Origin of the sequence: Streptomyces sp. NPDC102437 (genome assembly GCF_044765565.1) — a bacterium.
Lineage (GTDB): Bacteria > Actinomycetota > Actinomycetes > Streptomycetales > Streptomycetaceae > Streptomyces.
In genome coordinates, this window is the sequence record NZ_JBIWKI010000070.1 from 1 (window position 1) to 21,685 (window position 21,685).

Genomic DNA, 21,685 nt, shown 5'->3' on the forward strand with positions numbered 1-21,685 from the left:
AAACGCTCGGCTGGGAAACCCCAGCCGAGCGCCTGTCTAAACTGCTCGCGGCCTGAACAACCGACCACGTGTTGCAACGACCCCTCGAATTCGCCCCCGGCCGGGGGCTTTCGCGTGCGCGCGGCCCGTTCGCACCGCCCTCTCCCGTGCGCGTGGCCGGAGCAGGTGCACAGCGTCCCGTATACGTCGTCACCGGACATCCATGCCCAACTCCAGCCGATTAACGGACACATGTGTATTCCATTCGGACAAGAAGTAGTCAAATAAATGTGAGGTATTTGTTAGCGCACCGTCAATGTCGCTCATTCGGTGGCACGCTCTCCGCTCGTAACCCCCCACGGAACGAGCAACGGAGAACGCATGACCCCCCACATGAACACCCGTCGCGCCGCAGCCCTGGCCGCCGTGGCCGCGATGGTCGTCGTAGGCATGCAGACCGGAGCGGCGAACGCCGTGCCGGACAACGGAAATGACGCCCCCTCCGCCACTCGCAGCGTCGTCCCCTTCGGCGCGAACAAGGCCTCGGTGCGTGCCGCCGCCATCAAGTCCGCACAGGGCGAAGCCACTTCGACCGCCGACTCGCTCGGTCTCGGCGGCAAGGAGAAGCTGGTCGTCCGCGATGTGATCAAGGACGCCGACGGCACCGTCCACACCCGCTACGAGCGCACCTACGAAGGTCTGCCCGTCCTCGGCGGCGATCTCATCACCCACACCGCCCCGGGCGGAAAGCTCAAGGGCGTCACCAAGGCGACCAAGGCCCGGATATCGGTGCCGTCCACCACCCCGAAGATCAAGACCGCGGCCGCCGCGCGCAAGGTGATCTGGGCCGGCTCCGGCAAGCCCGTCCTCGCCCTGGAGACGGTGAGGACCGGCGTGCAGAAGGACGGCACGCCGAGCCGGCTGCACACCATCACCGACGCGATCACCGGCAAGAAGCTCCAGAGCTACGAGGCGGTCGAGACCGGCGTCGGCCACAGCCAGTACAGCGGCGACGTCGACCTGACGACCACCGAGTCCGGCTCCGGCTTCGAGCTGACCGACGGCGACCGCGGCGGCCACAAGACGTACGACCTCAACCAGGGCGAGAGCGGCACCGGTGACCTCGTCACGGACGACGACGACACCTGGGGCGACGGCACCGGCGACGACCGCCAGACCGCCGCCGTCGACGCCGCCTACGGCGCCGCCCAGACCTGGGACTTCTACAAGTCGGCGTTCGGCCGCGACGGCATCGCCGGTGACGGCAAGGCCGCGTACTCGCGGGTCCACTACGGCGACGCGTACGTCAACGCGTTCTGGGACGACAGCTGCTTCTGCATGACGTACGGCGACGGCGCCGACAACAAGAGCGCGCTGACCGCCCTGGACGTCGCGGGCCACGAGATGAGCCACGGCCTGACCGCGGCCACCGCCAACCTCGACTACTTCGGCGAGTCCGGCGGCCTGAACGAGGCGACCAGCGACATCCTCGGCACCTCGGTCGAGTTCGCCGCCGACAACAGCACCGACGTCGGCGACTACCTCATCGGTGAGAAGATCGACATCAACGGCGACGGCACCCCGCTGCGCTACATGGACAAGCCGAGCAAGGACGGCGGCTCGGCCGACTACTGGGACAGCAGCGTCGGCGACCTCGACGTGCACTACTCCTCCGGCGTCGCCAACCACTTCTTCTACCTGCTGTCCGAGGGCAGCGGCGCGAAGACCATCAACGGGGTCGACTACGACTCCCCGACCGCCGACGGCTCGACCGTCACCGGCATCGGCCGGGACAAGGCCGTCCAGATCTGGTACAAGGCCCTCTCCGAGTACATGACCTCGTCCACCGACTACGCGGGCGCCCGTGAGGCGACCGAGAAGGCGGCGACCGACCTGTACGGGGCGGACAGCGCCGAGCTCACCTCCGTCCAGGCCGCCTGGAGCGGCGTCAACGTGAAGTAGCCCGAACAGCGCGGTACTCCGGGAGCCGGTCAGCCCTTCGAGGCTGGCCGGCTCCTGCCGTACAGCCAGGTGTCCCACAGCTCCGTGAGGTCCTGACCGGTCGTCCTCTCCACGTAGGCGGTGAAGTCGGCGGTCGACGCGTTGCCGTGCCGGTGGGCCTTCGTCCAGCCCTTGACGAGCGCGAAGAACCGCTTGTCGTCGTCCACAGCCTGCCGGACCTTGTGGACGACCATCGCCCCGCGCCCGTAGACCGGCGGCTGCGAGATGTCCGCGGCCGTCGGCGGATCGGCCGGCGGGAAGGCCCAGTTGTCGTCGTCCGCGAAGGCGGCGTCGAACAGGTCCTGGATCGGGACGCCCTCCTTGTCGGCCGCCCACAGCCACTCCGCGTAGGTCGCGAAGCCCTCGTTGAGCCACATGTCGCGCCAGCTCCGGGGCGTCACGGAGTCCCCGAACCACTGGTGGGCCATCTCGTGGACGAGCAGCCCGGCGTCCGGCGGCCCGGGGAAGAAGGGCCGGGTCTGGGTCTCCAGGGCGTAGTCGGCGTCCCCGTGGCGCTCGACGACCGCGCCCGTGGCGGAGAAGGGGTACGGGCCGAACCGCTCCGCCTCCCACTTCACGACCTCGGGAACCCTGGCGAGAATCCGCGCGCTGTCCTTCGCCACCGTCGTGTCCGCGGCGGTGAACACCTCGATGCCGTCCGCGGTCGTCGAGGACTTCGTTTCGAAGCGGCCGATGGCGACGGTCGCGAGATAGCTCGCCATCGGTTCGGGGACGTGCCAGCGGAACGTGGTGGTGGTGTCCGAGCCGCGCCGGGAGCCCAGCTCGCCGTTGGACACCGCCGTCAGCCCTTTGGGAACGGTGACGGCGATGTCGTACGACGCCTTGTCGCTGGGGTGGTTGTTGCCGGGGAACCAGGCCATCGAACCGGTCGGTTCACCGAGCGCGACCGAGCCGTCCGCAGTCCTCAGCCAGCCCTCCTTCGACCCGTCGGGATCGGTGATGGTCCGCGGGGAGCCCGAGTAGCGGACGACCGTACGGAAGGTCCTGCCCTTGCGCAGACGGTCGGCGACCTCCGCGTCGGGGCGCAGCGTCAGCTCGTTCCCCGCCCGGCTGACGGCGGCGGGGCGGCCCTCGACGGTCGCGGAGGCCACGGTGAGTCCGGCGAGGTCGAGGTTGAAGGCGCTGAGGTCCTGGGTGGCGCGTGCGGTGATCGTGGCGGTGGCGCGCAGCCGGTGGGCGGCCGGGTCGGCGTCCAGCACGAGGTCGTAGTGCGTGACGTCGTAGCCGCCGTTGCCGAGCTTCGGGAAGTACGGGTCGCGCAGCCCGGCGGCACCGGGCCTGCCCTCGACGCCGCCCGGGCAGCCGGTGGACGTCGTCAGCACCAGCAGGACGAGCGCGGCGGCGCGTGTCGTGCGGCGTACGGGTGTTCGCTGATCCACAACGGCGATCCTAAGCGTGGAATGTCCGATTCGCGGGATGCCGCCGATCGGATTCAGAGGATCGCGATGCCCAGCGGACGGGCGCCCGACCAGTTCGAACGGGCGCTTCCTGCCCGTGAGGTCGACGACGGTGATGCCGTAGCCGTCGCGGGTGAAGCCCTCGGTGACGTACGCCGTGCGGCCGGGCGGCCTCGACGTGGTCGCCGTGGACGGCGAGGAGCAGCGGGGTGCGCAGCTCCTCGTCGCGGCAGTCGCCCCTGGCGCCGCCCTCGATCGCGGTCCGCACGCGGTAGGTGTCGCCGGTGCGTGCGGCGTCGAGCAGTTGTCGATCGAGGGCGTTCATCTCGCACTCCTGTTGCTGAGCTTGCTCGACGGGTCGGGCTGCCTGCTACTTGGCGAGCTCGGCGACGCCGGCCTGGGCGAACTTCTCGTCCAGGTCGCCCGACGGGGCGCCGGCCACGCCGATGCCGGCGATCGGGGCGCCGTTGACCGTCACCGGGGCGCCACCGGCGAGGAAGAGGGTGCCGGGGATGTCCTTCAGGGTCGGGGCGTTGGTCAGGCGCTGGGCGAGCACGGAGGTGGGGGCGTTCCAGGAGACGGCGGTGAACGCCTTCTTCTGCGCGGCCTCGTAGGACTGCGGGCCGGCGCCGTCGCCGCGCAGAGTGACGACGGTGTTGCCGTTGCGGTCGACGACGGCGACGGAGACGCGCTGGTTCTCCTTCTCCGCGGCCTTCAGGGTGGCCTCGGCGGCCTTCGTGGCGGCGGCGATGGTCAGGTGGGTGGTCTGCTGGAGGTTGCCGTTCGAGGCGTCGGCCTTGAGGGCGACCGCGGGGGCGGCGGCCGGGGTGGAGGCACTGGCGGACACGGCGCCGAAGGTGCCTGCGCCGAGGGCGGCGACGGCGACGGCACCGGTCAGGACACGGGTGCGCAGCGACAGCTTCTTCATGGTGGACTCCTCAGCAGTGGTGGATGAGCATGTGTGGGGCGGTGAAGCAGTGGGGCGGTGAAGCGGTGGATGAGCTGTTCGGCTCTGTGAATGAGCTGTTCGGCTCCGGATCAATCCTCCGGCCGCGACCCGCCCCGCACAGTCGACGGACCGGCTCGACGCCGCACGCGGGACGGTCGACGGCCCCATCAGCCGATCGGTTGATGCGAGGGTGGTCGTCCGGGGCGACCATGGGTGTATCCGTGCAGCTCAGCGGCGCCGCTGACGGTGAGGAGCGAGAGGTACGACGTGAAGCACCGAAGCCGATCGGCACCCCGCACGGCCCCGGGAACTGACCTGGACACAGACGTGGACATGGACCTGGAAACGGACGCGAGCGCGGGAACGGGCAGGACGCCCGGGAACGGGAATGCCACCCGGGACCGGTCCGGTGACCCGGACGCCCGGTGGCTCACGTTCCTGATGCACGCCGCGTTCTTCCTGCTGCTCGGTGCCTCGCTCACCCGCTTCCTGTTGCGCCACCCCGGCGAGGCACGCACCCCGTGGATCATCGCGCTCTCCGTCGCCGCCGCCGTGCTGTACGTGGTCGGGCCGGTGCTGGGCTCGCGTCCGACGCCGCGCTCCCTGCTGTGGCTGGGGGTGCTGGTCGCCGTGTGGATGGTGCTGGTGGTCCTGGCGCCGAGCTTCGCGTGGTGCGCGGTGCCGCTCTTCTTCACCGGGCTGCGCATCCTCCCGCCGCGCGCCGCGCTCGCGCTCGTCGCCCTGCTCACCTTGTTCGTCGTCGCCGCGCAACTACGGCTGGCCAAGGGCTTCGATCCGAATCTGGTGCTCGCCCCGCCCGCCGTGGCGGCGGTCGCGACGGCGGTCTTCGTCCATATGCAGCGTCAGGCCGTGCGCCAGCGCGAGCTGTCCGAGCGGCAGGGCGAACTCATCGACGACCTGCTGCGCACCCGCCGCGAACTGGCCGCCACCGAACGGCGCGAAGGGACCCTCGCCGAACGCCAGCGGCTCTCCATGGAGATCCACGACACCCTCGCACAGGGCCTCTCCAGCCAGCAGATGCTGCTCCAGGCCGCCGATCGCACCTGGGACGCCGACCCGGCGACCGCCCGCAGCCATGTCCGTACCGCCACCGGCATCGCGGAACACAACCTCGCCGAGGCCCGCCGCTTCGTCCACGACCTCGCGCCGGCCGACCTCGCGGAGGGCGGCGGCCTGGAGGCGGCCCTGCACGCACTGGCCACCCGCGAGACGGTGCAGGGGCAGGGACGGCTCACCGTCCACTGCCATGTGGAGGGCGAAGGGCTCACCGCGCTGCCCGACCGGACGCAGTCCGCGCTCCTGCGCATCGCCCAGGGCGCACTGGCCAACGTGAAGGAGCACGCGCACGCGACGGAGGCGGCGCTGACGCTGACCCACCTCGGCGACCGGGTCGTCCTGGACATCGCCGACAACGGGCAGGGCTTCGTCCCCGACGAACGCACCAGGGCCACCGGCAGCGTGCGCGGTCACGGCCTGCCCGCGATCCGGGCCCGGCTCCAGCAGCTCGGCGGCACACTGACGATCGAGTCGGTGCCGGGCGAGGGTACGGTGCTGTCCGCCGCCGTCCCCCTCACCGCCGCCCCGCCGACCACCCCGGAGGACCTCGCATGACCGCGACGCCGCCCGTACGGATCCTGCTCTGCGACGACCATGTCGTCGTACGCGCCGGTCTGCTCGCCCTCCTCGGCAGCGAACCGGACATCGACGTCGTCGGCGAGGCCGGCAGCGGCGAGGAAGCGGTCGCCCTGGCCGCCAAGCTCACCCCGGACGTCGTCCTGATGGACCTCCAGCTCGGCGAGGGCATCGACGGCGTCGAGGCCACCCGCCGCATCGCCACCACCGGTGTCCATGTGCTGGTCCTCACCACGTACGACACGGACGCCGACATCACCCGGGCCATCGAGGCGGGCGCCACCGGCTATCTGCTCAAGGCCGAGCGCCCCGAGGAGCTCTTCGCCGCGATCCGCTCGGCCGCCCAGGGCCGTACGACGCTCTCCCCGCCGGTGGCCAGCCGCGTCATGGCCCGGATGCGCAAGCCCCTGCCCACGCTCACCGACCGCGAGCTCGACATCCTGGCCCAGCTCTCCCAGGGCCTGGGCAACCGCGACATCGCCCGCGCCCTGTTCATCAGCGAGGCCACCGTCAAGACCCACCTGGGCCGGATCTACGACAAGCTCGGCGTCGACACCCGCGCCGGGGCGGTCGCCGTCGCGAAGGAACAGCGACTGCTGTCATAGGAACCACCGCTGTCACAGGAACCACTCCCGGCTGTCGTAGGAACCACCGCCCGGCGGCTCGGGAGCCGGCCGGCCCCGGGCGCGGCCGGACTCCAGGCCTGCCCGAACCGGGCTTGCGGAGCCCGGCAGACGGTCTCCCGGCACCGGCGCCCCGCCGGGCATGACACCATCGAAGCGTGCTCGACATCGGCTACTCCCTCTCCCGGCGCTTCCCCGATCCCCCGCAGACCGACTACCGCCGCGCGGACGTCCATGCCCTGCGGCACGACCTGTTCTCCGGGGACGTCTACCTCGCGGACACCAAGGAGGACCGCGAGGTATCCACCGCCTGGGGATGGGTTCCGGTGCTCGACTTCGCGTGGGCGCTGTGCGACATCGTCGAGCAGATCGACCAGGACCCGCGCGGCAACCGCTCGCATCGGGAGCAGTTCGCCGAGCTGGACTTCACCGAGTCGTCCGACCGGATGCTCTTCGCACGCCGCTTCGGCTGGGTCGACATCGAGGCCGACTGGATGCCCGGCGACGAGCCCCCGCTGACCTTCAGCCACTCCCTGCTGCGCCGCGAGGCCCGCGACTTCCTGCACGACCTGATCGCCGACCTCGCCGACATGCACGAGGGCCTCGCCGACAACCCCGCGATCTGGGACCTCCAGGCCCGCTTCCCCCGTATCTGACCCCGCTCCTTCGGCCCCTCTCCGCCGCTCCCCTACGCCTCCACCCGCACCCCGATCTGCGCCGCGAACGCCGGCGCCAGCTCCATCAGCTGGGCCGGGCTGATCACCGCACCCGCCAGCCGCTCCACCCCACGCGCGATGTCCAGCTCCGCGACCGTACGCAGGTCCACCGACTCCATCCGTGCGGAGCTGAAGTCGGCCCTCTTCAGCACGCAGTCACGGAACTCCACCCGCACCAGCTGCGCGTCCCCGAAATCCGGCTCGGACAGCACACAGCCCTCGAAGACCACGTCCTTGAGCCGCGCCTTGCGCAGATTCAGGTAGTCGATCTTCCCGCCGCGCACCAGCACCCGCTCCAGCACCCCGCCGTGCAGCTGCACCCCGCCCAGCCGTGCGTCCACCACCTCCACATCGCGCAGCGACGCCCCCGCGAGATCGGTGCCCACACCCCGTACGCCCGTCAGCACCGAATCGATGAAACGGGCTCTGACCAGCTCCGTACGGTCCAGCGCGCAGCCTTCCAGCGCACAGTCCATGAACCGGGCCCCCGGGCCCGACTCGTCGGCGAGATCCGCCCCGTCGAACCGCACACCGTCGTAGTCCCCGTCCGGCTCCAGGCCTCCCCCGTCGTACGGAACGAGGGGTGGGAGCCGCACTTCCGGGCGCCGGGCCGCCGGGACGGTGTCCGTCTTCCTGCTGTTACTGCCTGCCATGCCCTCCATCGTGACCCATGCCACTGACAACGCCCCCGGGACCGATGCCACGGACGCGCCCGGACCAGGACGGAGGGCCCGGCCGCCCTCCTACCGCTGCCCGCCGAGCCCGGCCAGCGCCTCGTCCGTCAGCCGGTACACCGTCCACTCGTCCTGCGGGCGCGCGCCCAGCGACTCGTAGAACGCGATGGACGGGGCGTTCCAGTCCAGCACCGACCACTCCAGGCGCTCGTAACCGCGCTCCACGCAGATCCGCGCCAGCTCCCTCAGCAGCGCCTTGCCGTGCCCGCCGCCGCGCCGCTCCGGGCGTACGTACAGGTCCTCCAGGTAGATGCCGTGCACCCCACGCCAGGTGGAGAAGTTGAGGAACCACAGCGCGAAGCCGGCCACCTCGCCGTCGTCCGACTCGGCGATGTGCGCGTACGCGGCGGGCCGCTCACCGAACAGCGCCTCGTGCAACTGCTCCTCGGTGGCCTTGGCCTCGTGCGCAGCCTTCTCGTATTCGGCCAGCTCACGGACCATGGCGTGGATGACGGGGACATCGGCTGGGACAGCGGTACGAATCATGGGGGCAGAGTAAGCAGAGCCCCCGACCCCGCTCGCTCCACCCCCTCGCTCCGTGCCGCTCAGCTCCGCCCCAGCAACTGCCGTGCGATCTCCGCCCGGTCCGGGTCCAGCCGCCGCCGGCCGTCCCTCAGGTCCCACAGCTCCGCCTGCAGCAGCCGCCCCAGCGTCCAGGCCGGCGCCCGTTCCCGGTCCAGGCCGAGCGCACCCGTCAGCAGATCGAACCGCCACCGGACCTCCGCCGGGTCGGACCGGTTGACCAGGGCCGGCCACAGCTCGAAGCCCGGATCGCCGGCCAGTGGCTTGGGGTCGATGGCCACCCACCGGCCCTCTCCGTCGGCCAGCCCATTGCCGTAGTGGAGGTCCCAGTGCAACAACCGGTCCCCCGGCTCCCCCGCCACCTCCCGCACCGCCGCCGCGCAGTCCGCGAGCAGCCGTGCCTCCGCAGCGTCCGCCAGCTCCGCCACCGCCCCGGGCGCCGCCGCCGGCATCCGCTCCGCCATGTCCCCCAGGGTCCGCAGCGCGCCGCCCGCCGGGGCGGGTACGGACGTCAGCCCGGCCAGCAGCTCCGCGAGGATCCGCACCGCCTCGCGCCCGTCCGCCATCCCGTCCAACGAGCGGCGCCCATCCAGCCGTTCCAGCAGCAGCGTCCCGGTCGCGGCATCGTGGTCCAGCAACCGCACGACCCCCGCGCCCGCGTCCCCCCACACCCGCAGCGCGACCGGCTCGCCCGCGGTCTCCTCGTCCACCGGCTGGAGCTTCAGCGCCGCCCGGCGGCCGTCCGCCGCCCGCACCACCAAAAGCACCAGCGCGCACACCCCGTGGAACGCCTCGCCGTCCCGCCGCAACCCCCACCGCTCCAGGCACTCGGCGGCCCGCCCCGGCAGCGCCGTCGTACTTGGACCGGGTGGCGATCAGCCCCTGCGGAATGTCGGTCACGCCGACGATCGTAGGGCCGTGCGTCAATCGGATATGACTCCGAGCAGCCCCGCACCGCCCACCCGGCGCCGCACCACCGCCGGGTCGTGGCTCCGCAGCGCCGGCTCCTGGATCCGCAGCGCACCCGGCACCTACCTCTGGCTGGCCGCGCTCTTCGTCACCACGGTGATCGTCCACCAGATGTCACCGGACTTCGAAGAGGACTTCCTGCGCCAGCGCTCGACCAACATCCATGAACTCACCGAGGACCCCGTGCGCGTCCTGTTCGCCAGCGCCTTCTGGACCGACGGCGGCCGCTGGCTCCCCTACGCCGTCCTGTACACCGTCTTCCACGCCCCCGCCGAGCGCTGGCTCGGCACCCTGCGCTGGTTCGCCGTCGTCGTCCTGGCGCACGTCCTCGCCTCGCTCGCCAGCGAAGGCGTCCTGGCCTGGGCGATCCGGCACGGACACGTGCCCTGGTCGGCCGCGAACACCCTCGACGTCGGAGTCAGTTACGCGCTCGCGGGGGTCGTAGCCGTACTCACGTACCGCATCCCGCGGCCCTGGCGGTACGTGTACCTCTTCGCCGTTCTCGTCTTCTACGGCATCCCCCTCGTCGCCGGCCGCTCCTTCACCGACCTCGGCCACTTCACCGCCGTGCTCATCGGCTTGGCCTGCTACCCATTGACCCGGTCCCGGCACGGGACGGGAGCGGCTGTCGCGCAGTAACGTCCCGCCCGAGAGCCAACAGGGCTTCACACCGGACAAATCAGGGGCAAAATGAGCACCGTCAGCACCGTCAACGGCGGCATATCGTTCTGGTACGCGGACCAAGGCACCCCCCTCGCCCGGGAGCCTCTGCCCGGCGACGCCACCGCCGACATCTGCATCGTCGGGGGCGGGTACACCGGGCTGTGGACCGCCTACTACCTCAAGAAGGCCGTCCCCTTCCTCAACATCACCGTCCTGGAAGCCAAGTTCTGCGGCTACGGCGCCTCCGGGCGCAACGGCGGCTGGCTCTACAACGGCATCGCGGGCCGCGACCGCTACGCGAAGCTCCACGGCCACGAGGCCGCCGTCCGGCTCCAGCAGGCGATGAACGAGACGGTCGACGAGGTCGTGCGGGTGGCCGCCGAGGAGGGCATCGACGCGGACATCCACCGGGGCGGCGTCCTCGAAGTCGCCTACACACCCGCACAGTTGGCCCGCCTCAAGGACTTCCACTCCGTCGAGATCGCCTTCGGCGAGACCGACCGTGTGCTGCGCGGCGCCCGTGAGACCTGCGAACGCGTCAACGTCACCGGGGCCGTCGGCTCCTCCTGGACGCCGCACGGTGCCCGGCTGCACCCGGTCAAGCTCGTCCAGGGCCTCGCCGCGACCGTCGAGGCGCTCGGCGTCACCATCCACGAGTCGACGCCGGTCACCGAGATCAAGCCCAAGCACGCGCACACCCCGTACGGCACCGTCCGCGCCCCGTACATCCTGCGCTGCACCGAGGGCTTCACCGCGAACCTCAAGGGCCAGCGGCGCACCTGGCTCCCCATGAACTCCTCGATGATCGCCACCGAGCCGCTCCCCCAGTCGGTCTGGGACACCATCGGCTGGGACGGCCGCGAGACCCTCGGGGACATGGCCCATGCCTACATGTACGCCCAGCGCACCGCCGACGACCGCATCGCGCTCGGCGGCCGCGGCGTTCCGTACCGCTTCGGCTCGGGCGCTGCGCACTTCAACGACACAGCGCGCACCCAGCCCGCCACCATCGAGGCCCTCCGCGACATCCTGGTCCGCTTCTTCCCCAGCACCGCGGGGGCCCGCATCGACCACGCCTGGTCCGGCGTCCTCGGCGTCCCCCGCGACTGGTGCGCCACGGTCACCCTGGACCGTTCCACCGGGCTCGGCTGGGCGGGCGGCTACGTCGGCTCCGGCGTCGCCACCACCAACCTCGCCGCCCGCACCCTGCGCGACCTGATCCAGCAGGACTCCGGCCAGTCGGGCCCCACCGATCTGACCACCCTCCCCTGGGTCGGCCACAAGGTCCGCCGCTGGGAGCCGGAACCCTTCCGCTGGATCGGCGTCCACGGCATGTACGCCGCCTACCGCGCCGCCGACCGCCGCGAACTCACCTCGGCGCGGGCCGGCACGGACCCTGTCGCGAAGGCCGCGGACCGGCTGGCCGGGCGGCACTGACCGGAGAACGCACGGGCACCCACCACCGGGTGGTGGCGGGTGCCCATGGTCCGCTCGGTCAGCTCTGTGGAGGCCGTGTCACTTCACGTGGCAGATGTTCTTGCCGTGGCACGGCTTCGGCTTGGGCTTGCACTTCTTGTCGTGCTTGTCGTGGCACGGCTTCGGCTTGCAGTGTTTGTCGTCGCACGGCTTCTTCTCGACGGAGATGCGGGCCTGGTCCCGGTTCGAGCGGACGGCCCCGTGCCCGGCCGTGGCACCCGCGCGGTTGACGACCTCGCCGCCCCGCGCGTCGGCGGCGGTGACCCGGTAGGTGCCGGTGCAGGTGCCGAACACGACCACCTCGCCGGCTCCTTCCGCGCCGCCGCGGAGACCGCCCCCGAGAAGATCCGCGACGCGAAGTTCACGTACGGCCTGGAGGTCGTCCTCGACGGACTGGCGATGCGACTCCCTCCGCCCCGGCAGCTCCCGCCGTCCCGATGGCCGCCACCACCCCACAACTGAACAAGCGTTCAGCACCCGCACGCATTGACACGGGCGATCCGTACTCCAAATACTGACTACTTATTCAGTAAGGAGCCTGCGCAGTGCCTGGACACCCCCTGTCGGATCCCCCCGCCGCCGTCACCTCGATCACCGGCGGGGAAGCCCTGGTCCGGGCGCTGGCCGCACACGGGGTGACCCGGGCCTTCGGCATCCCCGGCACCCACAACCTGGAGATCTACCGGCATCTGGCCGCCTACCGGATCGACCACCTCAACCCCCGCCACGAACAGGGCGCGGGCTACGCCGCCGACGCCTACGCCCGGGTCTGCGGGCAGCCCGGCGTGGCGATCACCACCACCGGACCGGCCCTGCTGAACATCGCGGCCGCCGTCGGCCAGGCGTACTCCGACAGCGTCCCGCTCCTCGTCGTCTCACCCGGCATGCCGCTGCGCCACCCCCGGCAATCCACCGGCCTTCTGCACGAGATGCGCAGCCAGACCGAGGCGCTGCGGGGCGTCGCGGCCGTCAGCCACCGGGTGTCCTCGGCCGAGGAGATCGGCGTGGCGGTCGCCCGCGCCTTCACCCTCTTCCGTACGCGGCGCCCCCGCCCCGTACACATCGAGATACCCCTGGACCTGCTCACCGCCGTGGAACCGGCCGGGCCGGTACGGACCGCCCCGCCGTCCTCCCTCGCGACGGCGGACCCGGACACGCTCGCGGCGGCCGGCGAGGCACTGCGCTCGGCCGCCCGGCCCGCGATCGTGCTCGGCGGCGGAGCGCGCACGGCCGCCGCCGAGTGCCTGTGGCTGGCCGAGGAGCTGGGCGCCCCCGTGGTGACCACCGCCAACGGCAAGGGGATCGTCGCCGAGACGCACCCGCTGTCGCTCGGCGTCTCCCTGCACAGCCGGGCCGTCCGGCACTGGCTGGCGGAGCGCGACTTGGTGCTCGCCGTCGGCACCGAACTCGCCGAGTCCGACCTGTGGGAGCCCCTGCCCGCGCTCGGCGGCACGCTCGTCCGGGCCGACATCGATGCGGCACAGATGTACGCGGGGCCGCCCGCCGCCATCCCTCTGGTCGGCGACGCCCGCCACACCCTGCGCGCCCTCCTCGCCGCCCTCCCCCCGGCCGCCGGTGCGCGCCCCGGGGCACACCGGGCCGTCGCCGCACTGCGCGAGGCGCGCAACGCCGAGACCCGGAGCGAGGACACCCCCCTCCTGCCCTACCTGGCGGCCATCAGGTCGGTGCTCCCGGCGGACACGGTGCTCACCTCCGACAGCGCCCAGTGCTGCTACTACGGCGCGATCCCGCACCTGCCCGTCGCTCCGGAGGGCCGCTACCTGCACCCGACGGGCTTCGGCACGCTCGGCTACGCGCTGCCCGCCGCCATCGGCGCCAAGACCGCGGACCCCACCCGGCCGGTCGTCGCCCTGAGCGGCGACGGCGGCCTCCAGTTCTCCGTACAGGAGCTGGCCACCGCCGTACAGCTGCGGCTCCCGCTGCCCGTCGTTGTCTTCGACAACGGCGGCTACGGCGAGATCCGCGACGAAATGGTCTCCCGCGGCGACCGCCCCACCGCGGTCGACCTGCCGCCGGTCGACCTGCCCGCCCTGGCCCGCGCCTACGGCGGCCACGGCGTACGAGCCGACTCGCCCGACGTGCTGGCCGAGGCACTGCACCACGCCCTGAACACCCCCGGCCCCACCCTCATCGCAGTCCCCCTCGCCACCGCCCCCATGGAGCTCCCCCGATGACCACCGCTGCCGCCACCGACCCCATCCCCGTCCCCGCCCCTCCCCTGATCTCCCTCACCTGGACCGATCAGGAGACCGGGCACCAGGGGCACCTGGTCATCGACCGCCTGGTGCGCGGCGTCTCCAGCGGCGGTCTGCGGATGCGCTCCGGCTGCACGCTGGCGGAAGTCACCGGCCTGGCCCGGGGCATGACGGTGAAGGAGGCGCTGCACTACAACCCGCAGGGCCGCTACATCCCGCTGGGCGGCGCCAAGGGCGGCATCGACTGCGACCCGCGCGACCCCGCCGCCTACGGCGTCCTCGTCCGCTACCTGCGCGCCGTACGCCCCTACATCGAGAACTTCTGGACCACCGGCGAGGACCTCGGCCTCACCCAGGACCTGGTCGACCGGGCCGCCGCCGAGGCGGGCCTGGTCTCCTCCATCCAGGCCGTCTACCCGCTCCTGGACGACGAGGAGGCCGCCCGGCAGCGCCTCGCCGACGCGTTCGCCATCGACGTGGACGGCATCGGCCTGGACGAACTGGTGGGCGGGTGCGGCGTCGCCGAATCGGTGCTCACGGCCCTGGACCGGGCCGGCGTAGCCCACCGGGAAACCCGCGTCGCGGTGCAGGGCCTCGGCACCATGGGCGGCGCCACCGCCCGCTTCCTGGCCCGCGCCGGGCTGCGCGTCGTCGCGGTCGCCGACATCAAGGGCACCATCGCCAACCCCGCCGGCCTGGACGTCGAGGCGCTGCTCGCCGCCCGCGACGGCCACGGCACCGTGGACCGCGCCGCGCTCCGCGCCGAGGACCGCGAACTACCGGCCGACGCCTGGCTGACCGCCGACGCCGAGGTACTGGTCCCGGCCGCCGTCTCGTACGCCGTGGACACCGCCAACCAGGCAGGCATCACCGCGCGTTGGATCGTCGAGGCCGCCAACATGCCGGTGATACCGGAGGCGGAGACACTGCTGGCCGCCCGCGGCATCACCGTACTGCCGGACGTGGTCGTCAACTCCGGTACGAACGCCTGGTGGTGGTGGACCCTGTTCGGCGACATCGGCGCCGACGCCGACGAGGCGTTCACGTACACCCGCCGCTCGATGCGCGCCCTGGTCGACCGGATACTGACCCGCGCCGAGTCCGGGAACACCACCCCCCGGGCCGCCGCACACGCCCTGGCCGCGGACCGGCTCCCGATCGTCACCGAACGCTTCGGTTCGTTCCGCTGACAGCCGCGCCGAAGGCCTGGCGATTCACGGTCGACGGGAGTCCGGTCCGGGAAGACGGACGCCGGAGGGACGGCCGCCGGGGAGACGGACGCCGGCGGCCCGGAGCCTGCTCTCGACGAGCGCGGCCAGCCGGGCCGTGGCCGGTGCCTCCTCCTAGCCGTGACGGGCGATCATCTCGTACCGGGTCGCGGCCTCGGTACGGGCCTGCAAGCCGGTCACTATCCTGAGCTGTTCGGGACCGGCGAGGTAGTGGTCGGCCAGCGCCGCCGGGACTCGCACCATGAGCAGATGCCGCCCCCGGCCACCATCACCGGATCGACCGGAGCCTGGCGGGCGCACACGTTCTCCCGCGGCAGTTACCGCTTCTTGCGGATACTGCGCTTCTTCGCCTTGGCTTCCTTCTCCTTGCGCTGCGCGACCGCGTAGGCGGACCAGGGCCCCTGATGCTTCGCGCAACGAGATGTGCCGATCACCGCAAGACCGCGGCACGCCTTACCGGTTTTGGTGCGAGCGCCGCACCTGGACTGGGATGTCATTGCCTGCCCTCCATGAGGCCACGAGTTCCAGACCCAGAACAGGCTTCCACCGGGCAGCGCACGAGGGGAGGCGTATCCGCGAGGCACGGAAGCACGCCCGGGACCGCCCACGATCACGGAGATCCCGCGTCACACCCGGACCCGGCGATACGCGAAGGGCTGAAGCAGAAAACCCCAGGTCACTGAATTGCGTGACCTGGGGTTCGATCTGAGCCCCCTGTCGGATTCGAACCGACGACCTACGCATTACAAGTGCGTTGCTCTGGCCAGCTGAGCTAAGGAGGCGTGCCGGAGCAGTGTAACCACTGTCGCACCCCGCGCGGTCCCCAAATTTCTCGGGCGACGAACTACTGACAGATTCCAAATGGCCAGGTAGCGTCGCTGAAGGTTCATTCAAGTGGACCAGACCACTCCCGCACTCGGATCGTCCGGCACGTTCCTGCCGGTGGAGGAGAAGATTCAGCATGGCCAGTGTCACGTTCGACAAGGCGTCCCGCGTCTACCCCGGCTCCACGAAGCCGGCCGTGGACCAGCTCGAGATCGACATCGCGGACGGTGAGTTCCTCGTCCTCGTCGGTCCTTCCGGTTGCGGCAAGTCGACCTCCCTGCGCATGCTCGCGGGTCTTGAGGACGTCAACGGCGGCGCGATCCGCATCGGTGACCGCGACGTCACGCACCTGCCCCCGAAGGACCGGGACATCGCCATGGTGTTCCAGAACTACGCGCTGTACCCGCACATGACCGTCGCGGACAACATGGGCTTCGCGCTCAAGATCGCCGGGGTCAACAAGACCGAGATCCGGGCGAAGGTCGAAGAGGCCGCCAAGATGCTCGACCTCACCGAGTACCTGGACCGCAAGCCGAAGGCTCTCTCCGGTGGTCAGCGGCAGCGTGTCGCGATGGGCCGGGCCATCGTGCGTGAGCCGCAGGTCTTCCTCATGGACGAGCCGCTGTCGAACCTCGACGCCAAGCTCCGCGTCTCCACCCGTACGCAGATCGCGTCGCTCCAGCGCCGCCTGGGCATCACGACCGTGTACGTCACCCACGACCAGGTCGAGGCCCTGACCATGGGTGACCGGGTCGCGGTCCTCAAGGACGGGCTGCTCCAGCAGGTCGACTCGCCGCGCAACATGTACGACAAGCCGGCGAACCTCTTCGTGGCCGGCTTCATCGGCTCCCCGGCCATGAACCTGGTCGAGGTCCCGATCACCGACGGCGGTGTGAAGTTCGGCAACAGCGTCGTCCCGGTCTCCCGCGAGGCGCTCTCCGCCGCCGCGGACAAGGGCGACACGACCGTCACGGTCGGCATCCGCCCGGAGCACTTCGACATCGTCGAGCACGGTGGCGCCGCCGCGAAGTCCCTCTCGAAGGACAGCGCCGACGCCCCGGCCGGCCTGGCTGTCTCGGTCAACGTCGTCGAGGAGCTCGGCGCAGACGGCTTCGTCTACGGCTCCGCGCGGGTCGGCGGCCATGACAAGGACCTGGTCGTCCGCGTCGGCGGCCGCGCCGTTCCGGAGAAGGGCACCAAGCTGCACGTCGTGCCGCGCCCGGACGAGCTGCACGTCTTCTCGACCTCGACGGGTGCCCGTCTCACCGACTGACGCGCCCCGCACACCCGCATCACAGCGGCCCCGCACGTATCGCGTGCGGGGCCGTTCGCGCGCCACGGGGCGTCAGAGGGTTTGGGTGGGGTGTGGACGGGTTTGGGCCCGTGCGGCGCCGGATTGCCCGGCACACCGGTCATTTCGGCCCCGTTCGTCAACACCGGATTCGAAAAGCACCCTCGAACCATCCCCCCCAAGAGTGACGAATTGTCGCCGTATCATCACTGCCCGCTACGCTCGCTGCGTGACCCACACTGCGCGCCGCATCGGCCGATCCCTCGCCTTCGTACTGCCCGTCGTGATGGTCCTTTCCGGGACCCTCGCCGTCACCAGCGTGCCGTGGGCAGCGCACGGCTCCGAGCCGCAGGTCCTGACCGCGTCGGCCCACGACATCTCCAAGCGCGCCAAGACGCGCACTCCGCAGGACGCCCTCCGCGACCGGCTGCTCGTGGAGCTGCGGGAGAAGGACCCGGCGGTCGCGCTCACCGACCTCCAGCGGTCCGTCGAGGGCCGTCCCTCGCTCGCCCGGCACTGCATGTCGATCGCCAAGGCACTGGGCCGCGCCGCCGTCGAGAAGTACGGACCTACCCACGCCCACCGGTTCTCGCGCCCGGTCTGCGACACGTCCTTCGCCTCGGGCGTCGCCCAGTTCAGCTGACCGGCCGCTCCGGGCACCGCATATCGTGCCTGGCATGCATACGTATCCGACGCAGGCCGTTGTCCTGGCAGGTGGCCAGGGGTCGCGGCTGCGCCCGTACACCGACGACCGCCCCAAGCCGATGGTCGAGATCCCGGGCACCGGGACTCCGATCATCGGCCATCAGCTTTCCTGGCTGGCCGCGGAAGGCGTGACCGACGCCGTGGTGTCGTGCGGTCATCTGGCCGAGGTGCTGCAGGAGTGGCTGGACTCGGCGGTGCTGCCGCTGCGAGTGACGACCGTCGTGGAGTCCGAGCCGCTGGGCCGCGGCGGCGGGCTGAAGTACGCCGCCACCCGGCTGCCCGAGCCCGAGCAGTCCTGGTACGCCACCAACGGCGACATCTGGACGCGCTTCTCCCTGCGCGAGATGGCCGCGTTCCACACCGAGCGCGATGCGACCGCCACGCTGGCCCTGGCCCGCCCCCGCATCCCGTGGGGTGCCGTGGAGACGGACGCGTTCGGGCACATCACCGACTTCATCGAGTCGCCGCCCTCGCCGTATCTGATCAACGCCGGGGTGTACGTCTTCTCCCCGGAGTTCACGACGCTGCTGCCGGACCGGGGCGACCATGAGCGGACGACGTTCCCCCGGCTGGCCCGCGAGCGCAGGCTCGCCGGGTACCCGCTGCCGCACGGGGCGTACTGGCGGGCCATCGACACGGCGAAGGACCTCACCGAGGCTGCCAAGGAGCTCGACGGAGGCTGACCACCGGCGCATGGCGGCCGGCGCATGGCGAAGGGGCGGTCACCGGCGCGAAGCCGGTGACCGCCCCCTTTCGCCGGGTGCCGGGGCGGCGGCTCAGCCGAGCAGGCCGCCGATGGGGTTCTTCCCGCCGCCGGACGTGGAGCCGGTGGAGCCGTCGCTGTCCGAGCCGCCGGCCGAACCGCCGCCCGTACCGGTGGAACCGGAGGACGACGGGCCCAAGCTGCTGGACGGAGGCGGCTGCGGGGCCGTCTGCTGCGGGGTCTGCTGCCCGGTGCCCTGCGTCTGGCTGGGCTGGCCGGCACCGGCCGCCTGGCCGGACTCGCGGACGGTGCCCGCGGCGGGCGTGGACGGCGCGGTGGAGGGCGTCGTGGCGGCGCTGCTCCGGGAGGGGACGGGGCGCCGGCCGTCCGGGGTGTGCGAGGCCCGGCCGCCGCGGGACTCCTCCGGGAGCGGGGAGCCGGGGAGCTGGTTGGTCGGGTCGGTGTTCGGGCCGGGCACGGTGACGACCTCGGAGGAGCGGACCGCGCCGCCGAGCACGGAGCCCACCAGCAGGGTGAGACCGACGACCACGGAGGCGACGACGGCGCCCCGGCGCAGCACCCGGCGGCGCAGGTCCCAGATCGCCGAGCGCGGGCCGAGCCTGCGCCAGGCCTCCCCGGCGAGCCGTGCGTCGACGGAGTAGACGGGCGCGCCCGCGATGATCAGCGGGCTCCAGGCGGCGAGGTAGATGATGTCGGGCGCGTCGTACGCGGCGACGGTGCGCCAGCTCACCGTGACCAGCAGGGCGGCGGACAGCAGCGCGCCGAACGAGGCGGCGACGCGCTGCCAGAGGCCGAGGACGGTGAGGACGCCGACGACGACCTGGAGGAAGGCGACGGTGAGTCCGGCGCCGACGGGGTGGGAGAGCGCGAAGTCGCGCAGCGGCCCGGCCAGCTCCCAGGGGTGCAGCGAGGTCAGCCACTTGACCATGGAGCCGCGGTCGCCGCCGTCGAAATAGACGGGGTCGCAGAGCTTGCCCATGCCGGCGTAGATGGAGATGAAGCCGAGGAAGACCCGGAGCGGGAGGAGGACGACGCCCAGGTTCATCCGGCGGTCGGGGTAGTAGGCGTGCCGGACCGGGTCGCTGCTCCGGCGCCCGCTCCGGGTGTCGGCCTCCTCGTCGAACCCGTCCTCGTCGTCGTACGCGTCGTGCTGTGCGTACGACGCGGCGTACGGCGCGCCGTCGTCGGTGTCGTAGGCGCCGACCGCCCGGCGCATGGGCGGCAGCAGCGGCCCGTTTCCGTAGCCGCCCGGCTGGTGGGGGGCGGTGATGACGGGGTTGGGCCGGGTCTCTTCGAGGAGGTCGATGATCTGGGTGCCGGCCGTGCCGGGTCCGCCGTCGCGCTCCGGGGCCGCGTAGGGGCCGTAGGCGCCATGCCCGGTGGCCGGGGCCGGGCGGCCCGCGGTGGAGTTCCGTACGGCCTGGAGGAGCCCGGTGGCGCCGGGGTCGCCGGGGGCGGACCTGCCGCTCCACACGACGGGCGAGCGCCTGCCGCGGGCCGAGCCTGCGCCGCTCATGGCGGGGATCCTGGGCCCGCCTACGGGGGCCGGGCCGCGCAGCCGCGGGCGCTGGCCGGGGGCGAGCTGCACCCGGAAGCTGGCGTGGTTGACGATGACCTGCGCAGGGTCGCAGTCCACCTTGCTCATGCTCAGGGCGGGTTGTTCGTCGAACCGAGGCGTTCTGGTGTCCACACTCATCTAACCGAGTGATCTGTGTTTAGGACACTGCCTTGACGGGCCCGATGTGTCCGAGGCCCGTCAATGGGTTCCGGCGGGGGAGGCTCCGCCTGGCCGCCCCCCGGCCGGGTGGACTTCTCAGGCCCGGCGCCGCGCGACCTCGTACAGCACGATCCCCGCCGCGACGCCCGCGTTCAGCGACTCCGCGCCGCCCGGCATCGAGATGCGGACCCGGTAGTCGCAGGTCTCGCCGACGAGGCGGCCGAGGCCCTTGCCCTCGCTGCCGATGACGATGACGACGGGGCCGGCGAGCTCCTCCAGGTCCTCGACGGTGTGCTCGCCGTCGGCGGCCAGGCCCACGACCGTGAGGCCGGCCTTCTGGTAGCCCTCCAGGGCGCGGGTCAGGTTGGTCACCCGGGAGACCGGCGTACGGGCCGCCGTGCCCGCCGAGGACTTCCAGGCGCCCGCCGTCATACCGGCCGCGCGCCGCTCGGGCACGACCACGCCGTGGCCGCCGAACGCGGAGACCGAGCGGACGATCGCGCCCAGGTTGCGCGGGTCGGTGACGCCGTCGAGGGCGACGATCAGCGGGTCCTCTCCGTTGTCGTACGCGGCGGCGGTGAGGTCCTCCGGGTGCGCGTACTCGTACGGCGGGACCTGGAGGACGAGGCCCTGGTGGTTCAGGCCGTTCGTCATCCGGTCCAGCTCGGGGCGCGGGGCCTCCATCAGGTTGATGTTGCCGCGCGCGCCGGCGAGCTGGAGGGCCTCGCGGACCCGCTCGTCGTTGTCGATGTACTGCTGGACGTACAGGGTCGTCGCCGGGACGCCGTCGCGCAGGGCCTCGTAGACGGGGTTGCGGCCGACGACCATCTCGGACGTGCCCTTGACGCCGCCGCGCCGGGGCGCGGGGCGGCGGGCCGCGGCCTGCTTGGCCTGGGCGTTGGCGACTCGGTTCTTCTTGTGTCCCTTGCGGGCGGAGGCGGGCGGCGTCGGGCCCTTGCCTTCGAGGCCACGGCGTCGCTGCCCACCGCTGCCGACCTGCGCGCCCTTCTTGTTGGACGTGCGGCGGTTCCTGCGCTGGCTGTTCCCGGCCATGACCTACCTGTTTCGTTGCTTCTCAGACATGCGTACGTATAAGTGAAGTGTGCCGCCCGGAACGCCGGGCGGCACACGGTGGGGACTACTGGCGCGGGCCGAGTGTCCACCGCGGTCCGGTGGGGCCGTCCTCGATGACGAGTCCGGACTGGTTGAGCTGGTCGCGGATGGCGTCGGCGGCGGGCCAGTCCTTGCGCTCGCGGGCCGACTGGCGCTGGTCCA

General features: G+C 71.9%; 20 protein-coding genes, 1 tRNA gene and 2 pseudogenes. 11 read left to right on the top strand and 12 right to left on the bottom strand.

Annotated features, from left to right (window positions below):
* Positions 1-360 precede the first annotated feature (360 nt).
* Positions 361-1,941 carry a M4 family metallopeptidase gene (locus ACIRJP_RS39240; RefSeq protein WP_404185464.1) on the top strand — a complete coding sequence of 527 codons (1,581 nt, stop codon included), beginning with the start codon at positions 361-363 and terminating at the stop codon, positions 1,939-1,941.
* 29 nt (positions 1,942-1,970) lie between these two features.
* Here the strand turns inward: ACIRJP_RS39240 and ACIRJP_RS39245 are convergent, their stop codons facing one another.
* From ACIRJP_RS39245 to ACIRJP_RS39255, 3 genes and pseudogenes are all read right to left on the bottom strand, one after another.
* Positions 1,971-3,380 (bottom strand): M1 family metallopeptidase, encoded by a 1,410-nt coding sequence (locus ACIRJP_RS39245; RefSeq protein ID WP_404185467.1) that lies wholly within the window; start codon positions 3,378-3,380, stop codon positions 1,971-1,973.
* A gap of 181 nt (positions 3,381-3,561) precedes the next feature.
* Positions 3,562-3,723, bottom strand: a pseudogene (locus tag ACIRJP_RS39250) (ankyrin repeat domain-containing protein); the annotation flags it as partial.
* Between the two features lie 45 nt (positions 3,724-3,768).
* Entirely contained in the window at positions 3,769-4,326 is a 558-nt protein-coding gene (locus ACIRJP_RS39255; RefSeq protein WP_404185470.1) for a heme-binding protein, read from the bottom strand.
* A 354-nt stretch (positions 4,327-4,680) separates the two neighbouring features.
* Here ACIRJP_RS39255 and ACIRJP_RS39260 point away from each other — a divergent pair, with 354 nt between their 5' ends.
* From ACIRJP_RS39260 to ACIRJP_RS39270, 3 genes are all read left to right on the top strand, one after another.
* Complete coding sequence (locus tag ACIRJP_RS39260) at positions 4,681-5,979, top strand: sensor histidine kinase (RefSeq protein WP_404185473.1); 1,299 nt, start codon at positions 4,681-4,683, stop codon at positions 5,977-5,979.
* On the top strand, positions 5,976-6,605 hold the full coding sequence (locus ACIRJP_RS39265) for a response regulator transcription factor (protein WP_266730825.1): 630 nt from the start codon (positions 5,976-5,978) through the stop codon (positions 6,603-6,605). The genes ACIRJP_RS39260 and ACIRJP_RS39265 overlap by 4 nt, the downstream gene beginning before the upstream one ends.
* Positions 6,606-6,781: 176 nt before the next feature.
* Positions 6,782-7,279 carry a hypothetical protein gene (locus ACIRJP_RS39270; RefSeq protein WP_328512339.1) on the top strand — a complete coding sequence of 166 codons (498 nt, stop codon included), beginning with the start codon at positions 6,782-6,784 and terminating at the stop codon, positions 7,277-7,279.
* Positions 7,280-7,311: 32 nt separating this feature from the next.
* Here the strand turns inward: ACIRJP_RS39270 and ACIRJP_RS39275 are convergent, their stop codons facing one another.
* The 3 genes and pseudogenes from ACIRJP_RS39275 to ACIRJP_RS39285 all read right to left on the bottom strand — a co-directional run bounded on the left by ACIRJP_RS39275 (position 7,312) and on the right by ACIRJP_RS39285 (position 9,495).
* Entirely contained in the window at positions 7,312-7,992 is a 681-nt protein-coding gene (locus ACIRJP_RS39275) for a pentapeptide repeat-containing protein (RefSeq protein ID WP_404185477.1), read from the bottom strand.
* Between the two features lie 90 nt (positions 7,993-8,082).
* On the bottom strand, positions 8,083-8,559 hold the full coding sequence (locus tag ACIRJP_RS39280; protein WP_404185480.1) for a GNAT family N-acetyltransferase: 477 nt from the start codon (positions 8,557-8,559) through the stop codon (positions 8,083-8,085).
* Between the two features lie 59 nt (positions 8,560-8,618).
* Positions 8,619-9,495: pseudogene (locus ACIRJP_RS39285) on the bottom strand (aminoglycoside phosphotransferase family protein).
* A gap of 33 nt (positions 9,496-9,528) precedes the next feature.
* Between ACIRJP_RS39285 and ACIRJP_RS39290 the strand changes: the two are divergent.
* Both ACIRJP_RS39290 and ACIRJP_RS39295 read left to right on the top strand, forming a co-directional pair.
* Positions 9,529-10,203 (top strand): rhomboid-like protein, encoded by a 675-nt coding sequence (locus ACIRJP_RS39290; RefSeq protein WP_404185508.1) that lies wholly within the window; start codon positions 9,529-9,531, stop codon positions 10,201-10,203.
* Between the two features lie 51 nt (positions 10,204-10,254).
* Positions 10,255-11,664, top strand: a complete 1,410-nt coding sequence (locus ACIRJP_RS39295; protein ID WP_404185483.1) for an NAD(P)/FAD-dependent oxidoreductase — start codon at positions 10,255-10,257, stop codon at positions 11,662-11,664.
* Positions 11,665-11,742: 78 nt separating this feature from the next.
* Here the strand turns inward: ACIRJP_RS39295 and ACIRJP_RS39300 are convergent, their stop codons facing one another.
* Positions 11,743-12,003 carry a hypothetical protein gene (locus ACIRJP_RS39300; RefSeq protein WP_404185486.1) on the bottom strand — a complete coding sequence of 87 codons (261 nt, stop codon included), beginning with the start codon at positions 12,001-12,003 and terminating at the stop codon, positions 11,743-11,745.
* A 245-nt stretch (positions 12,004-12,248) separates the two neighbouring features.
* Here ACIRJP_RS39300 and ACIRJP_RS39305 point away from each other — a divergent pair, with 245 nt between their 5' ends.
* Together ACIRJP_RS39305 and ACIRJP_RS39310 are read left to right on the top strand one after the other, a co-directional pair.
* Complete coding sequence (locus tag ACIRJP_RS39305) at positions 12,249-13,898, top strand: 5-guanidino-2-oxopentanoate decarboxylase (RefSeq protein ID WP_404185489.1); 1,650 nt, start codon at positions 12,249-12,251, stop codon at positions 13,896-13,898.
* The gene (locus ACIRJP_RS39310) at positions 13,895-15,109 is read left to right on the top strand and encodes a Glu/Leu/Phe/Val dehydrogenase dimerization domain-containing protein (protein ID WP_404185492.1); all 1,215 of its coding nucleotides are present in this window, start codon (positions 13,895-13,897) and stop codon (positions 15,107-15,109) included. The genes ACIRJP_RS39305 and ACIRJP_RS39310 overlap by 4 nt, the downstream gene beginning before the upstream one ends.
* Positions 15,110-15,262: 153 nt before the next feature.
* Here the strand turns inward: ACIRJP_RS39310 and ACIRJP_RS39315 are convergent, their stop codons facing one another.
* The 3 genes from ACIRJP_RS39315 to ACIRJP_RS39325 all read right to left on the bottom strand — a co-directional run bounded on the left by ACIRJP_RS39315 (position 15,263) and on the right by ACIRJP_RS39325 (position 15,930).
* Positions 15,263-15,391: a hypothetical protein gene (locus tag ACIRJP_RS39315; protein ID WP_404185495.1), complete on the bottom strand. Its 129-nt coding sequence runs from the start codon at positions 15,389-15,391 to the stop codon at positions 15,263-15,265.
* A 74-nt stretch (positions 15,392-15,465) separates the two neighbouring features.
* Entirely contained in the window at positions 15,466-15,645 is a 180-nt protein-coding gene (locus ACIRJP_RS39320; RefSeq protein ID WP_404185498.1) for a hypothetical protein, read from the bottom strand.
* Between the two features lie 211 nt (positions 15,646-15,856).
* Positions 15,857-15,930 (bottom strand) — tRNA-Thr (locus ACIRJP_RS39325).
* 179 nt (positions 15,931-16,109) lie between these two features.
* On the opposite strand from ACIRJP_RS39325, the gene ACIRJP_RS39330 reads away from it, so the two are divergent.
* The 3 genes from ACIRJP_RS39330 (at position 16,110) to ACIRJP_RS39340 (ending at position 18,652) form a co-directional block, all read left to right on the top strand.
* Complete coding sequence (locus ACIRJP_RS39330) at positions 16,110-17,246, top strand: ABC transporter ATP-binding protein (protein ID WP_376415270.1); 1,137 nt, start codon at positions 16,110-16,112, stop codon at positions 17,244-17,246.
* A gap of 247 nt (positions 17,247-17,493) precedes the next feature.
* On the top strand, positions 17,494-17,907 hold the full coding sequence (locus ACIRJP_RS39335) for a hypothetical protein (RefSeq protein WP_404185501.1): 414 nt from the start codon (positions 17,494-17,496) through the stop codon (positions 17,905-17,907).
* 34 nt (positions 17,908-17,941) lie between these two features.
* Positions 17,942-18,652 (top strand): NDP-sugar synthase, encoded by a 711-nt coding sequence (locus tag ACIRJP_RS39340; RefSeq protein WP_383716940.1) that lies wholly within the window; start codon positions 17,942-17,944, stop codon positions 18,650-18,652.
* A 93-nt stretch (positions 18,653-18,745) separates the two neighbouring features.
* Here the strand turns inward: ACIRJP_RS39340 and ACIRJP_RS39345 are convergent, their stop codons facing one another.
* Positions 18,746-20,389 carry a DoxX family membrane protein gene (locus tag ACIRJP_RS39345; protein WP_404185505.1) on the bottom strand — a complete coding sequence of 548 codons (1,644 nt, stop codon included), beginning with the start codon at positions 20,387-20,389 and terminating at the stop codon, positions 18,746-18,748.
* A gap of 117 nt (positions 20,390-20,506) precedes the next feature.
* Positions 20,507-21,463: a 23S rRNA (guanosine(2251)-2'-O)-methyltransferase RlmB gene (rlmB, locus tag ACIRJP_RS39350; protein WP_072487959.1), complete on the bottom strand. Its 957-nt coding sequence runs from the start codon at positions 21,461-21,463 to the stop codon at positions 20,507-20,509.
* Between the last annotated feature and the right edge of the window lie 222 nt (positions 21,464-21,685).

Excerpts from the sequence above, each read along its gene's own strand:
- ACIRJP_RS39240 (WP_404185464.1), top strand. The coding sequence starts at position 361 with ATGACCCCCCACATGAACACCCGTCGCGCCGCAGCCCTGGCCGCCGTG.
- ACIRJP_RS39255 (WP_404185470.1), bottom strand. The coding sequence starts at position 4,326 with ATGAAGAAGCTGTCGCTGCGCACCCGTGTCCTGACCGGTGCCGTCGCC.
- ACIRJP_RS39260 (WP_404185473.1), top strand. The coding sequence starts at position 4,681 with ATGGACCTGGAAACGGACGCGAGCGCGGGAACGGGCAGGACGCCCGGG.
- ACIRJP_RS39265 (WP_266730825.1), top strand. The coding sequence starts at position 5,976 with ATGACCGCGACGCCGCCCGTACGGATCCTGCTCTGCGACGACCATGTC.
- ACIRJP_RS39275 (WP_404185477.1), bottom strand. The coding sequence starts at position 7,992 with ATGGCAGGCAGTAACAGCAGGAAGACGGACACCGTCCCGGCGGCCCGG.
- ACIRJP_RS39280 (WP_404185480.1), bottom strand. The coding sequence starts at position 8,559 with ATGATTCGTACCGCTGTCCCAGCCGATGTCCCCGTCATCCACGCCATG.
- ACIRJP_RS39290 (WP_404185508.1), top strand. The coding sequence starts at position 9,529 with ATGACTCCGAGCAGCCCCGCACCGCCCACCCGGCGCCGCACCACCGCC.
- ACIRJP_RS39295 (WP_404185483.1), top strand. The coding sequence starts at position 10,255 with ATGAGCACCGTCAGCACCGTCAACGGCGGCATATCGTTCTGGTACGCG.
- ACIRJP_RS39310 (WP_404185492.1), top strand. The coding sequence starts at position 13,895 with ATGACCACCGCTGCCGCCACCGACCCCATCCCCGTCCCCGCCCCTCCC.
- ACIRJP_RS39315 (WP_404185495.1), bottom strand. The coding sequence starts at position 15,391 with ATGGTGCGAGTCCCGGCGGCGCTGGCCGACCACTACCTCGCCGGTCCC.
- ACIRJP_RS39320 (WP_404185498.1), bottom strand. The coding sequence starts at position 15,645 with ATGACATCCCAGTCCAGGTGCGGCGCTCGCACCAAAACCGGTAAGGCG.
- ACIRJP_RS39330 (WP_376415270.1), top strand. The coding sequence starts at position 16,110 with ATGGCCAGTGTCACGTTCGACAAGGCGTCCCGCGTCTACCCCGGCTCC.
- ACIRJP_RS39340 (WP_383716940.1), top strand. The coding sequence starts at position 17,942 with ATGCATACGTATCCGACGCAGGCCGTTGTCCTGGCAGGTGGCCAGGGG.
- ACIRJP_RS39345 (WP_404185505.1), bottom strand. The coding sequence starts at position 20,389 with ATGAGTGTGGACACCAGAACGCCTCGGTTCGACGAACAACCCGCCCTG.
- rlmB (WP_072487959.1), bottom strand. The coding sequence starts at position 21,463 with ATGGCCGGGAACAGCCAGCGCAGGAACCGCCGCACGTCCAACAAGAAG.